This window comes from Paenibacillus typhae (assembly GCF_900099765.1).
GTDB classification, from domain to species: domain Bacteria; phylum Bacillota; class Bacilli; order Paenibacillales; family Paenibacillaceae; genus Paenibacillus_AQ; species Paenibacillus_AQ typhae.
The window spans coordinates 21,977-34,160 of the sequence record NZ_FNDX01000061.1 but is presented as its reverse complement, the minus strand read 5'-3'; the positions used below and the strand labels follow the sequence as shown (position 1 = coordinate 34,160).

Below are 12,184 nucleotides of genomic sequence, written 5' to 3'. Positions count from 1 at the left end.
GTGAATCGTCTGTGGGAAGGGAGTCCGAGGGGCTCATAGTACCAAGGAACCTAAGGACAACATAACCTTAGGGAGGGAAGGAGCCCTGCTTTGTTCATGTTTCACCAAGAGGTACGAGTCCGTGAATGCCCAAAGCGGCTAACGACACGCAAGAAAACACTCAAGAACTCGACAGGGGAAACTAGGTCATGGGCCAAGGCCAGAATGCTGCATGCCCATGAATGACGAACATCGGAAAGCCGTATGAGGGAAAACCTCACGTACGGTTTGATGAGGAGGGGCTGAATTTATTCAGCCCTTTACTCTAGCAAAAATAAACAACAGGAGCTTGACTTTACCATTACTCCTGTGCATATAATATCATTATGTTAATAACAATTAAACAATAAGTTAGTTGTGACGGCTAAAATAGACGAAGGAGCGTTATATGAACAAGCAACCCATAACCGATGCCCAGGGGCTAACAGAGGAGCAGTTTCTGCAAAACTATGATGCGGGGGTGTATGAGCGCCCGTCCGTGACCGTGGATATGCTGATTTTTACCGTGATGGAACAGGAGCAGAATAACTACCGGAAGCTGTCCGAGAAGTCACTTCAGCTTCTGCTGATCAAACGGGGCCAGCACCCCTACCTGGGGCAGTGGGCACTGCCGGGAGGCTTCGTTTCCATTAACGAGAGTATTGAGGACGCCGCCAGAAGAGAGCTCTATACAGAGACGAATATCGACAACATCTACATGGAGCAGCTGTACACTTGGGGTGATGTGGAGCGTGATCCGCGCATGCGTGTAATCAGCTGCTCCTATATGGCGCTCGTTGACCGGACAACGCTGAATGTGCAGGCAGGTGATGATGCGGCTGATGCCGCCTGGTTCGAGGTAACGCATCAATTAGTTGAAACGAACCGCACTGAGCTGGAACAGGGATATGAGCTGGAGAAAATAATCCGGATAACGCTGCATAATGAGCAAACCTCACTTACAGGTACTGTAAGGCATACCGAGACTGTTCAAGGGCATGTCCGTAAAGCACACAGCTCGATTATCGGGAGCGAAGGACTCGCTTTTGATCATCTGTTGATGGTGCAGTATGCAATCGAACGGCTGCGCGGCAAGGTGGAGTATACCGACATTATTTTTAATCTGATGCCGCCGTTGTTTACTCTGTCAGAGCTTCAGCGGGTCTACGAGATAATCCTTGGCAAAGAGCTGTTGGCCGCTGCCTTCCGAAGAAAGATCGCTGATAGTGTGACGGAGACGGATGAATATACCAAAGACGCCGGTCACCGGCCCTCCAGGCTGTACCGGTATAACGTTAATAAAGAATAACCGATCGGGGCTGATATTGATGAACAACTCCAGCAACGGAAGAAATAAACGGGTATTAGTTGCTCAAGAAACGTTAGATATTATTGCGGCAGGCCATTATATCAACAGATCTGGTCAGCAGGCAGATATTGCCGAAGCTGTCAGCGCGGCCATTTCAGGTTCACAGTTATATAGACCAGAGGAGCTTAAAAGGCTGAAGGAACGCACAGCGCAGCAGCTCCGCAATCACCCTGAGGATAAACCGAACATCTCAGTAACGGTGGAGTCCACACTGGAAGCGGCACAGCGTCTGGTTGAACGGGAAGATCATGAACACACCGTATGCCTGAATTTTGCTTCTGCCAAAAAACCGGGCGGCGGCTTCCTCGGCGGCAGCCAAGCCCAGGAGGAGAGCCTTGCACGTGCATCCGCCCTCTATCCAGCGATCGCTCAAATGAAGGAAATGTACGATTACAACCGCAGCCGCAAATCCTGCCTATATTCCCACTATATGATTCATTCTCCGGGAGTTCCCGTATTCCGCGACAGCCGTGATCTGCTGCTGGATAAGCCGTATACCGTGTCCATGATTACTGCCCCTGCTGTTAACGCAGGTGTGGTCAAGGAACGGGAGCCGCAGGGAGTACCGATGATTGCCGGAGTGATGCTGGAGCGTATCCGCTATATTCTGGCCGTTGCGGCAGATCAGGGACACCGTGTTATTGTGCTTGGGGCATTTGGCTGCGGCGTGTTCCGCAATGACCCTGTAGAGGTTGCCGGTTACTTCAAGCAGGTGCTGGTGGAGGAAGGCTACCGGGCACTTTTTAAACACATCGTATTTGCTATTCTTGACCGGTCACCGGACCAGGCGGTAATTAATGCTTTCCGCAGTAAACTGCTATAAGGTCAACGTAGGTTTTGGTACAGCTATCCGAAGAATATCAGATATACGGCGACGATAAATACAAAGATCAGAACCATCCAGCCTAACGGATGACGGGGATTTATAGTCCAGCCTATGCCGGAGGATTTGGGGACGAACAAAGTATGGTTTGACTTGTTCTTACGAGACATTTACAGGACTCCTGACTTTATTGTTTTTGCGATAAAAGCTCTACTAACCAGAGTATTGATCAAAAGAGCTTAAACTGCAATAGTCTAACAAGCGCAAGAGCTGCTCTTGCGTTTTTTGTATGAAAATGTAAATCCTTGTCTGAATGTTGTGAGGTTGTTCACAGAACCTTTGTCCGGAAAAGTACAAAATAAAGGGTGTATTTGTTCACTTGGAAAATTTGGAAAAGGACAAGGTGAGTTATGATCAACTGGAAGGAATCGTATGACATCGGTGTGGAGACAATCGATTGCCAGCACAGACAGCTGCTGGTGAAGCTGAATGAATTCTTTGAGGCATGCACCAATCAGAAGGGCAAAGAACAAATCGAAGAGACACTGAGATTCCTTAAAGAGTATACGCTGGAGCACTTCAGCAGTGAAGAGCAGCTAATGGTGGACATTGACTTCCCTGAGCTGGCCGAGCATCAGAAGACACATGCAGAGTTTGTGCAGACAGTTCTGGAGCTGGAGGAGACAGTGAAGACCAAGGGCGTGTCCGTGCTTTCAACGATCAAGCTCAATCGTACGCTTACAGACTGGCTGCTCAATCATATCAGCAAATGCGATCAGCTGATCGGTGACTGTATTGCTGCCAAAGGCAAAGCGGTATAACTGCATAATGGAATAGGAGGATGCCGCGGGGCATCTTCTTTTTTGTGCTCAAACCGGGGTTTATCAGAGTCAGCTGGCAGAATTTATATGCGGCTAATATTCTGTGTTATGATTTGAGTTAGAACGTATAGAAAAGCTCTACGCTAAAGGAGTGAAATGATGAAAAATCTGCGTATGCTGCTGACTGGTGCCGTGATGCTGTTGGTATTGGGACTGGTTAATTTCTACATTGGCTATCATCTCTGGATTTTGCTGAAGGATGTGCTGCCGGGTATTCTGGCAGGTGTGTACTGGACGATATTTATGCTTATAGCTTTTGCTTACATGATAGGTATGGTTCCTTGGCCTAAGGTTGTAAAGCCTGCCGCCAGGTTGTTCAAGGTAATCGGCTCTTATTATCTGGCCTGCATGGAATTCGCTGTTATTATGCTGCCGCTGGCCGATCTGCTCTACTGGGTGCTGGGTTTGACGGGCTTTGACCGAACTGCATTTACAGCCGAAGCCGGGATAACGCTGGTGCTGCTGCTGGCCGTCTTCCTGATCTGGGGCTCGCGCAATGCCTGGAGTACAGTCATACGGACCCATCCGGTCCGGATTGAGAAGTCCATCGGGACCAGCGTACCGCTGACTGTGGCTGTGGCATCCGATCTTCACCTCGGCAACATTGTAGGCAACCGCCATCTGCGGAAAATGGTGGCTGAGATCAACCGGATGGAGCCGGATATTATCCTGCTGGCGGGTGATGTGCTGGATGACAGCATAGAGCCTTTTATCCGGAACAAGATGAGTCTGCAGCTGAGACAGCTCAAGGCCCGTTACGGTGTTTATGCCGTTCTGGGTAATCACGAATATTACGGCGGTTCTATTGCACAGTACACGGAAATGATGGCAGGCATCGGCATCAGGGTGCTGCAGGATGAAGTGGCGGAAGCGGGCGGTGTATACATTGCCGGACGAAAAGACAAAACGGCAGAGTCGATGCAAGGCGGCAGAATGAGCGTACCGGCACTGCTTGAGGGTCTTGATCATTCACGTCCGATCCTGATGATGGACCATAAGCCGACCGGTTTTGACATTGCGGCGAAGGCGGGAGTGGATGTGCTGTTATCCGGTCATACCCACCGCGGCCAGATCGCGCCGAACCACTGGATTACGCGACGCCTGTTCGAACTGGATTGGGGCTATCTGCTCAAAGATAAGCTGCATGTTATCGTGTCATCCGGCTACGGTACCTGGGGGCCGCCAATCCGGCTGGCCAGCCGCTCGGAGCTGATCAGGCTGGAGGTGCTGCTTGAAGGCAGCAAAAGCTATCAGGAAGAGCCGCTGTCTGCTAAGACAGTGCTGGTGTAGGGTTTATTTTATACAGACCCCCTGCAATCTTACAGGAGAGCGGGGGGTTAATCATGTTCAGGGAGCGGATAGATTGAAAAAAGAACCCGGAAAAGCCGGAAGGCATTCAAGCTCATCTTCGGCATCAGCAGTTACATAAATTAATTCTTTCATTTGACATCGGAGGCAGTTGAACATATATTGAAGTAGTTAAGGTATTAACTAAATGGAGCTGGTATCGGTGAAGGATGAATTATACAAGCTGGTGCTGGAGCAGCCGTTCACGACTGAGGCTTTTTTTGCACTGGTAGAAACGACTGCGAGTGCAGTAGCTGTATCGGAAAAATATTGGCAGACTCATGGGCTGAACGGAGCCAGAGTCCGGATTCTGGTGGAGATTGCGAAGCATGGCGGCAGTATGCTGCCTTCCGAATTGGCTGAGAAAATCGGTGTCACCAAAGCCAATATTACCTTGCTGCTCGCACCCTTAGAGAAGGAAAGCTATATCGTCCGTACCGGTCATGCTGAGGACGGCCGTAAAACGGTTATTACGATTACGGAGCAAGGAGAGGCGCTGCTGCTGGAGCATTTGCCGGACAACCGGCTTGCAGTTGCAGAGCGGATGAACCGGCTTGATGAGCAGGAGCTTCGCCAGCTGCTGCTGCTGCTGGGCAAGCTGAACCAGGCCTAGAACAGGCGGCTATCAAGCCGCAAATGGTTTCCCTGTCTTTTTGCACAGATAGTTAAGCGATTAACTAAAAAGGCCATTGTTTTTTGTAGAAGGGAAAGAGTATGGATGACAATAATGATTACCGGGGCAACAGGTCAGCTTGGAAAGCTGATCATAACGGAGCTGCTGCAAAAGATACCGGCAGGACAGCTCATTGCAGGTGTGCGCAATCCGGATAAAGCTGCTGGACTGCAGCAGTCCGGTGTGGAAATACGGATAGCGGATTATAACCTTGAGGCTTCGCTTGATTCGGCTTTCCGCAATGCCTCACGGCTGCTGTTAATCTCCAGCCCGCATCAGGATGATGCTGTCCGGCTTGTCCAGCATAAGCGCGTAATTGATGCCGCCCGCAGAGCCGGTGTGGAGCATATCTTTTATACCGGCTTTGCTTTTTCACATCAGGGAAGCCCGGACAATGTTCATACTCTTACCGAGCAGGCGATTGCGGATAGCGGACTGAGATACACTTTTCTGCGTAATGCATTGTATTTGGATTTCATAAATGTGCTCGGCTTACAGGAGGCAATCATCAGCGGTGAGCTGCTCACATCTCCCGGAGAATGGCGCTTCAACTCGGTTACGCGCCGCGATCTGGCACAGGCAACAGCTGCGGTTCTTCTCAGTGATCAGCATGATCATCCGAGCTATGAGTTTACGGCCCCGCAGGCCTGGACCTTTCATGATCTGGCTGAGGCGCTTAGCGAATGGGCTGGCAAATCGGTTGTTCATCGTGAAGACCCGGGCATCCAGCATTGGATATATAACTATCTGGCCAGCATAAATACCTCCGCCACAACCAGTGATCTGGAGCGGTGGATGGGAAGGCCCGTTACTCCGCTCAAAAAGAGCATAGCGGATTTTGTTATAGCGGGGCAGAAATAGATATATTTTAAACGCGCCAGACCGCCCGGTTGTCATCCGTAAACATTGTTGCTACGATATAGGACAGCTAGATTTGGATACAGGAGTGGATTGCTGATGAAAAGGATACTGGTTGCCGACGACGATATGAATATCCGCACGCTGCTGCGGCATGTGCTGCTGCGGGAGGGCTATGCCGTTGCAGAGGCGGAAAACGGGCTTCAGGCGGCGGAGCTGATGAAAGCGAGCACCGTGGATCTGGCGGTTGTGGATGTGATGATGCCGCAGATGGACGGACTGGAGCTGTGCCAATACATACGGGAAACTTTCGATATTCCCATTATTCTGCTTACTGCCCGCCAGCAGTTGAGTGACAAGGAGCAGGGATATTTGCGGGGGACAGATGATTATGTGACCAAGCCGTTCGAGCCGGAGGAGCTTCTGTTCCGGATCAAGGCGCTGTTCCGCCGGTATTCGATCGCTTCGGATGATAAAATCCGCCTCAACTCCATCCTGATTGACCGTAAAAATTACGAGATCAGTGACGGTAACGAGGTGCTGCTGCTGCCGGTAAAAGAGTTCGAGCTGCTCGCACAGCTTGCGCAGTATCCGGGCCGGTTGTTTTCACGCAGTGAGCTGATTGAGCTGGTCTGGGGAGCGGATTACGAGGGGGATGAGCGGACCGTGGATGTGCACATCAAGCGGCTGCGCCAGCGGTTTGCGGATTACCAGAATGATTTTGTGATCCGGACCGTACGCGGAATCGGCTACAAAGTGGATATGGTGAACGGATGAAATCCCTGTATATAAGAATGTGCCTGCTGTTCTGTTCCATGATCGTCATGAGCAGTGTGCTCGGCTTCCTTGTGTCCAATCTGTATTATCAGGCCCGGATCAAGCCGCAGAACGATGCCAAGCTTACCAAAATGGCCATCGGTCTCCAGCAGTTTATCCAGGATCATCCGGACAGTGCCGGGGAATATCTGCTGAGTACGGCTTCGCTAGGCTATAAGCTTTATCTGACGAATGGGGAAGGGGACGAACGGGCTTATGGTCTGCCTTTCCGGGAAAAGGATCTGCCTGAGGAGAAGCTGCAGCTGGTGCTGGGCGGCGGTGTCTATCATGGCGTTGGGGAGTTTCCGGGCAGCGCGTTTATTACCGGATTTTTTGATAATCAGCTTTCCAATACCATCGGCGTTCCGGTCCAATTGAACGGGCTGACCTATGCGCTGTTTATGCGTCCGGATGCGCAGGTGCAGTTCGGCGAGCTGCGGATGTTTTTTGCCATGCTGATCGGGTTCAGCATTCTGTTCAGTTTATGGTTTGTCGTGGTTGCCGTGCTGCATGTCGTTAAACCGATTACCCGGCTTACCGCGGCCACCCAGCGAATCTCCAAAGGCAGATATGACATCCGGCTGAATACAAGGCGGCGCGATGAGATCGGGCAGCTGGCTTCCCATTTTATGATCATGAGCAGGGAGCTGGAGCGGACCAACCGGGCCCGGCAGGAATTCGTCGCCAACGTCTCGCATGAGATTGAATCCCCGCTGACCTCGATCCAGGGATTTGCCCATGCGCTTAAAGATACCGGATTGTCCGGCGAGCAGCGAATGGAGTATCTGGATATTATAGACCAGGAGAGCCGCCGCTTGTCCGTGCTGAGTAAACAGCTGCTGACACTTTCCTCCCTGGACTATGACGAAAATGCGCTGCAGAAGCAGAAGGTCGATCTCCGGGCACAGCTGCGCCAGGTCCTTCAGATTATGGAATGGCGGCTGACCGAGCAGGAGCTGGCTGTACGACTGCATGTGGAGGAGATTACCCTTACGGCCGATTCCAATCTGCTCTACCAGGTGTGGATGAACCTCGTATCCAATGCGGTCAAATATACGCCTGCGGGCGGGACCATTACTATCTCTGCATCGGCGGCTAACGGTGTTTGTACAGTAAAAGTAGCGGACACAGGAGAGGGGATTCCCGCTGCCGAGCTGCCGATGATTTTTGACCGGTTCTATAAAAGGGATAAGGCGCGCACCGCGGGCACTAGCAGCACCGGCCTTGGTCTTTCGATCGCCCAAAAGATTGTCATGGCGCATAACGGCACCATCGAGGCGGAAAGTATTGTTGGCGTTGGTACTACTTTTACAGTAATACTGCCGCATCTGTAATGGTTTATTCATACTCCGTTCATTTTCGCCCTCTACACTGTTGTCATACAGAGATGAGGGAGTGGTACTATGTTTTTGGCTTTGAGGGAGATGAGGCACTCCAAGGCAAGATACAGTCTCATTATGGTCATAATGCTGCTGGTTTCTTTTCTGGTGCTGTTCGTAACCGGACTGGCCCGCGGACTTGCATACGCCAATATTTCTGCTGTGGAAAATATGCCGGCGAACTACTTTGCGTTACAAGACGATGCTGAGCATACCTTCAGACGTTCCCAGTTAAGCGGGACAGCTCTGAGTACAGCACAGTCCATTGCCGGCACAGAAAATGCCGCAGCGCTTGCCGTTCAGACAAGCACCGTTACAGCGGAGGCTGCTGATGCGAAGGCGGATATCACTTTTTTTGCGGTAGATATGGACGGGATGCTCGCGCCTGAGGTCGTGCAAGGAAGCTCCTTAACCAATGCTTCGCAGGGTGGCGCTGTTGTTGATTCGAAGCTTACAGAGTCAGGAATAACTGTCGGCAGTACGATTACTGATCAGGCATCCGGAATGAGCTTCAAAGTACAAGGGGTTGTAGAAGACAGCTCCTACAGCCACATGCCGGTCGTCTATATTACAACGGCTGACTGGCAGACGATGAAGAGCGGTAATGTACCGCCGGGCTCTGATCAGCAGTCAGCACCTTATAATGTTATAGCGCTGAAAGCATCATCGGCACAGGCGGCCGAGATTGCGGGCAAGCTGGATCATCTAGAGACGATTACGCAAAAGCAGGCGATCAAGAGTATTCCGGGCTATGCCGCAGAACAGAATTCCCTGCAAATGATGATTGCCTTCCTGTTTGCCATTGCAGCATTTGTACTGGCTGTATTCTTCTATGTTATCACGATCCAGAAGACGAGCCAGTTTGGTATTCTGAAGGCGATGGGGACCAAAATGTCCTATCTTGCCTGGAGTGTTGTCGGCCAAGTGCTGATTCTGTCCGTAGCGAGTCTGGCTGTCAGCCTGCTGCTGACCTTCGGGATGAATATGGGGCTTCCGGATTCGATGCCGTTCCAGCTGGAAGGTTCGACCATTCTGTTGACCAGCGTTCTGTTTGTCGGTATGTCACTGCTGGGAGCGCTGATTTCGGTAGCGAGAGTAGCAAAGGTAGATGCCTTGGAAGCGATAGGGAGGGCTGGAGCATGAGCACCATGTTAAGGATGAAGCAGGTTACCCAGACTTACGGGGACGGCGGACAGACGATGTCTGTACTGGACAATCTGGATCTTACGGTTGACGAAGGGGAGTTTGTGGCTGTTCTGGGACCATCCGGCTCCGGCAAAAGCACTTTCCTCTCTGCAGCGGGAGCCCTTTTGACGCCAACCAGCGGTGAGATTTATATTGACGGAGAGTCCCTTAACAATAAGGATAAAAGGGAGCTGACAGCGCTCAGGCTGCAAAAAATCGGCTTTATGTTCCAGAGCGCCCAGCTGCTGCCTTATCTGAAGGTGGAGGAACAGCTTCTGTATGTTTCCAGGCTGGCGAAGCTGGAGCCGAAGGAGGCCAAGGTGCGCGCAGCCCAGCTGATGCAGCGGCTTGGCATCTGGGATCGCCGAAACCACTATCCCGAGAAGCTGTCCGGGGGTGAGAAGCAGCGTGTGGCGATTGCCCGAGCCTGGATGAACAAGCCGGCGATCCTGTTCGCGGACGAGCCGACGGCGAGTCTGGACTTCGAGCGCGGCCGGGAGGTCGTACGGATGATCGCGGATGAGGTGCGGAGCGAAGGCAAGGCCGCAGTCATGGTCACCCACGACGAACGGATGCTGGAATGGTGCAGCCGTGTGCTGCATCTGGAGAATGGAGCTCTAGTGGAGCATAAGCAAATCTGATGATAAGCCTGATCCCTTAGTATCCAGAGATCAGGCTTTTTCCGCTGTCAGCAGCTTTTCCAGAAAGACGCGGATTGCCATTGCGGTCTGATGTTCCTTGCGGCGGATGATTAGGAAATCCCTTTCCGGCAGCTTCTGTCTGGTCCGGAGCTCGACCATTTCCCCGCTGGCCAGCTCTTTACGCACAATCCAGCGGGATAGCAGGGAAAGCCCCAGACCGGCGGCCACTGCTTCCTTGACTCCCTGGCTGCTGTTAAACACATAAGAGCGTTTAACGGTGAGCTGCCCTTCCTGCAGAAAATGATCGCTGTATGCCCGCGTGCCGGAACCCGTCTCCCGCAGCACCCAGATCTGATTCTGCAGCATTCCGCTATCCACGATCATTTCCCCGGCAAGCGGATGTCCCGCTGCAGCCGTAATGATCATCTCATCCTTCATATAGGGGATAATGTCCAGCTCCATGTCATTGGTTTCGCCTTCGATAAAACCAATATCCAGCTGATTGCCTTTGACGGCTGAAATAATCTCCTCGGTATTACCAATCGTAACCTGCAGGTTCACCTGCGGATACTGCCTGGCGAATTCAGCCAGTCTGCCAGGTAAAAGATATTCCCCGATTGTAAAGCTGGCCCCGAGGATAAGACTGCCTGTAACCTCGTCCCGCAGCAGCCGGATTTCCTGCGCGGCCTCCTCGTAATGGGCAAGAATCTGCTTGGCGTGTTTATAGAGTACGGCACCGGCCTCAGTGAGTCGTACTGCCTTGGGAGAACGGTGCAGCAGCTTGCTGCCCAGCTCATTCTCCAGGTTGCGGATATGCAGGCTGACCCCGGGCTGTGAGAGGTTCAGCAGCTCTCCGGCCCTCGAGAAATGCCGTTGCTCTGCTACCGTTACAAATACCCGCAATGCATCAACAATCATGATTATCCCCCGCCCATAAAGATGAAGTATCTCAATAATAACACATTCAATCATAAGGATTTGTAATGATTGAGATAGCAAACCGGTATTTCCCTTTCCTGCTGTACAGACGTATAGTTGGGTCAGAGACGCCGATCTGCGATGCGGCGGATAGGGAGTGAAGGTTATGCATATTCATTTATTTCAGCAGCTAAGCAAGCTTGAGCAGGCAAGTAAACATAGAAGGAAGACTGCAGGATTCCGCGGGTTCGCTGAAGGGCTGCTGCTTACACTTGCGCTTGCAGCCGGAGCGAAATATTTAGCAATGCTGCCCTTGCTCGGTGTGATGGGCCAGCTGGTGCTTGCAATTCTGCTTGGAATTATATTGCGTGCAGCAGCCGGTGTACCGGAGAGAGCGGCACCGGGTATCCAATTTTCCGCTAAAAAGCTGCTCAGAGCCGGTATTATCCTGCTGGGCCTGAGACTGAATATAACCGACATCATACAAGCCGGTCCTAAAGTGCTGGCCATTGCAGTCATTCATATTGTATTCACGCTGATCACAGTGTATCTGCTGGGCAGAGCTATGAATATAGACCGGAGACTAGGTATCCTGACAGCCTGTGGAACCGCCATTTGCGGAGCGGCTGCCGTAGCGGCGGTCGCCCCGCAGATCAAGGCAGACGATAACGAAATAGCGGTAAGTGCTGCGACAGTTGCTGTTCTGGGCACCATTTTTACACTGGCCTACATTGCCGCCTATCCGCTGCTCGGACTCAGTGAAGCAGGTTATGGCCTATTTGCCGGAGCAACGCTTCATGAGGTTGCGCATGTACTCGCCGCTTCGGCTCCAATAGGGCAGCAGGCGGCCGATCTGGCGGTTATTGTCAAGCTGACCAGGGTAGCCCTGCTTGCACCGGTAGCGCTGGGATTAGGGGTGTGGGAAAACCGCAGGCTGCGTAAACAGTCCGCTGCGGAGCACCGTAAAGACAGCCAGAACAGCTACGCAGAGAACACACCGCGAAGCTTCCCCGTGCCGTGGTTTATCGGCGGATTCCTGGTGATGAGCGGTGTGAATACACTGGGATTCCTTCCCGATAAGCTAACGGCTGATTTGCTGGTGCTGGCTTATCTGCTGCTTGCCATGGCGATGGCAGGCCTCGGTCTGGGCATTGACCTGACAACCTTCTGGCGCTTAGGCCGCAAGCCCTTTGCAGCCGGATTGGCAGGATCGATCATGTTATCCCTGCTTGGATATGTGCTTATTCATGTCATGGGATTGAAATAACAGTGTGAG

General features: G+C 52.0%; 13 protein-coding genes. 11 read left to right on the top strand and 2 right to left on the bottom strand.

Features of this window, described 5'->3' with window-relative positions:
* Nucleotides 1–427: 427 nt before the first annotated feature.
* Nucleotides 428–1,327, top strand: a complete 900-nt coding sequence (locus tag BLR64_RS27960; RefSeq protein WP_090719776.1) for an NUDIX hydrolase — start codon at nucleotides 428–430, stop codon at nucleotides 1,325–1,327.
* 19 nt (nucleotides 1,328–1,346) lie between these two features.
* Nucleotides 1,347–2,210, top strand: coding sequence for a TIGR02452 family protein (locus BLR64_RS27955; RefSeq protein WP_090719774.1), 864 nt, complete (start codon nucleotides 1,347–1,349; stop codon nucleotides 2,208–2,210).
* Nucleotides 2,211–2,233: 23 nt separating this feature from the next.
* On the opposite strand, the gene BLR64_RS30475 is transcribed toward BLR64_RS27955, so the two are convergent.
* Nucleotides 2,234–2,380 (bottom strand): DUF5808 domain-containing protein, encoded by a 147-nt coding sequence (locus BLR64_RS30475; RefSeq protein ID WP_167360799.1) that lies wholly within the window; start codon nucleotides 2,378–2,380, stop codon nucleotides 2,234–2,236.
* A gap of 240 nt (nucleotides 2,381–2,620) precedes the next feature.
* Between BLR64_RS30475 and BLR64_RS27950 the strand changes: the two genes are divergently transcribed.
* The 8 genes from BLR64_RS27950 (at nucleotide 2,621) to BLR64_RS27915 (ending at nucleotide 9,990) form a co-directional block, all read left to right on the top strand.
* Entirely contained in the window at nucleotides 2,621–3,031 is a 411-nt protein-coding gene (locus tag BLR64_RS27950; protein WP_090719773.1) for a bacteriohemerythrin, read from the top strand.
* A 156-nt stretch (nucleotides 3,032–3,187) separates the two neighbouring features.
* Nucleotides 3,188–4,381, top strand: a complete 1,194-nt coding sequence (locus BLR64_RS27945; RefSeq protein ID WP_341833406.1) for a metallophosphoesterase — start codon at nucleotides 3,188–3,190, stop codon at nucleotides 4,379–4,381.
* A 205-nt stretch (nucleotides 4,382–4,586) separates the two neighbouring features.
* Nucleotides 4,587–5,051 (top strand): MarR family winged helix-turn-helix transcriptional regulator, encoded by a 465-nt coding sequence (locus BLR64_RS27940; RefSeq protein WP_090719769.1) that lies wholly within the window; start codon nucleotides 4,587–4,589, stop codon nucleotides 5,049–5,051.
* A 105-nt stretch (nucleotides 5,052–5,156) separates the two neighbouring features.
* Nucleotides 5,157–5,972: an SDR family oxidoreductase gene (locus tag BLR64_RS27935; RefSeq protein ID WP_090719767.1), complete on the top strand. Its 816-nt coding sequence runs from the start codon at nucleotides 5,157–5,159 to the stop codon at nucleotides 5,970–5,972.
* A 96-nt stretch (nucleotides 5,973–6,068) separates the two neighbouring features.
* The gene (locus BLR64_RS27930; protein ID WP_090719765.1) at nucleotides 6,069–6,746 is read left to right on the top strand and encodes a response regulator transcription factor; all 678 of its coding nucleotides are present in this window, start codon (nucleotides 6,069–6,071) and stop codon (nucleotides 6,744–6,746) included.
* Nucleotides 6,743–8,119: a sensor histidine kinase gene (locus BLR64_RS27925; protein WP_090719763.1), complete on the top strand. Its 1,377-nt coding sequence runs from the start codon at nucleotides 6,743–6,745 to the stop codon at nucleotides 8,117–8,119. Before BLR64_RS27930 ends, BLR64_RS27925 begins: the two co-directional genes overlap by 4 nt.
* Nucleotides 8,120–8,188: 69 nt before the next feature.
* Nucleotides 8,189–9,307, top strand: coding sequence for an ABC transporter permease (locus BLR64_RS27920; RefSeq protein WP_090719762.1), 1,119 nt, complete (start codon nucleotides 8,189–8,191; stop codon nucleotides 9,305–9,307).
* Nucleotides 9,304–9,990: an ABC transporter ATP-binding protein gene (locus tag BLR64_RS27915; protein ID WP_090719760.1), complete on the top strand. Its 687-nt coding sequence runs from the start codon at nucleotides 9,304–9,306 to the stop codon at nucleotides 9,988–9,990. The genes BLR64_RS27920 and BLR64_RS27915 overlap by 4 nt, the downstream gene beginning before the upstream one ends.
* Nucleotides 9,991–10,020: 30 nt before the next feature.
* Here the strand turns inward: BLR64_RS27915 and BLR64_RS27910 are convergent, their stop codons facing one another.
* Complete coding sequence (locus tag BLR64_RS27910; protein ID WP_090719758.1) at nucleotides 10,021–10,908, bottom strand: LysR family transcriptional regulator; 888 nt, start codon at nucleotides 10,906–10,908, stop codon at nucleotides 10,021–10,023.
* A gap of 166 nt (nucleotides 10,909–11,074) precedes the next feature.
* Between BLR64_RS27910 and BLR64_RS27905 the strand changes: the two genes are divergently transcribed.
* Complete coding sequence (locus BLR64_RS27905; protein WP_090719756.1) at nucleotides 11,075–12,175, top strand: YeiH family protein; 1,101 nt, start codon at nucleotides 11,075–11,077, stop codon at nucleotides 12,173–12,175.
* The last annotated feature ends 9 nt before the right edge of the window (nucleotides 12,176–12,184 follow it).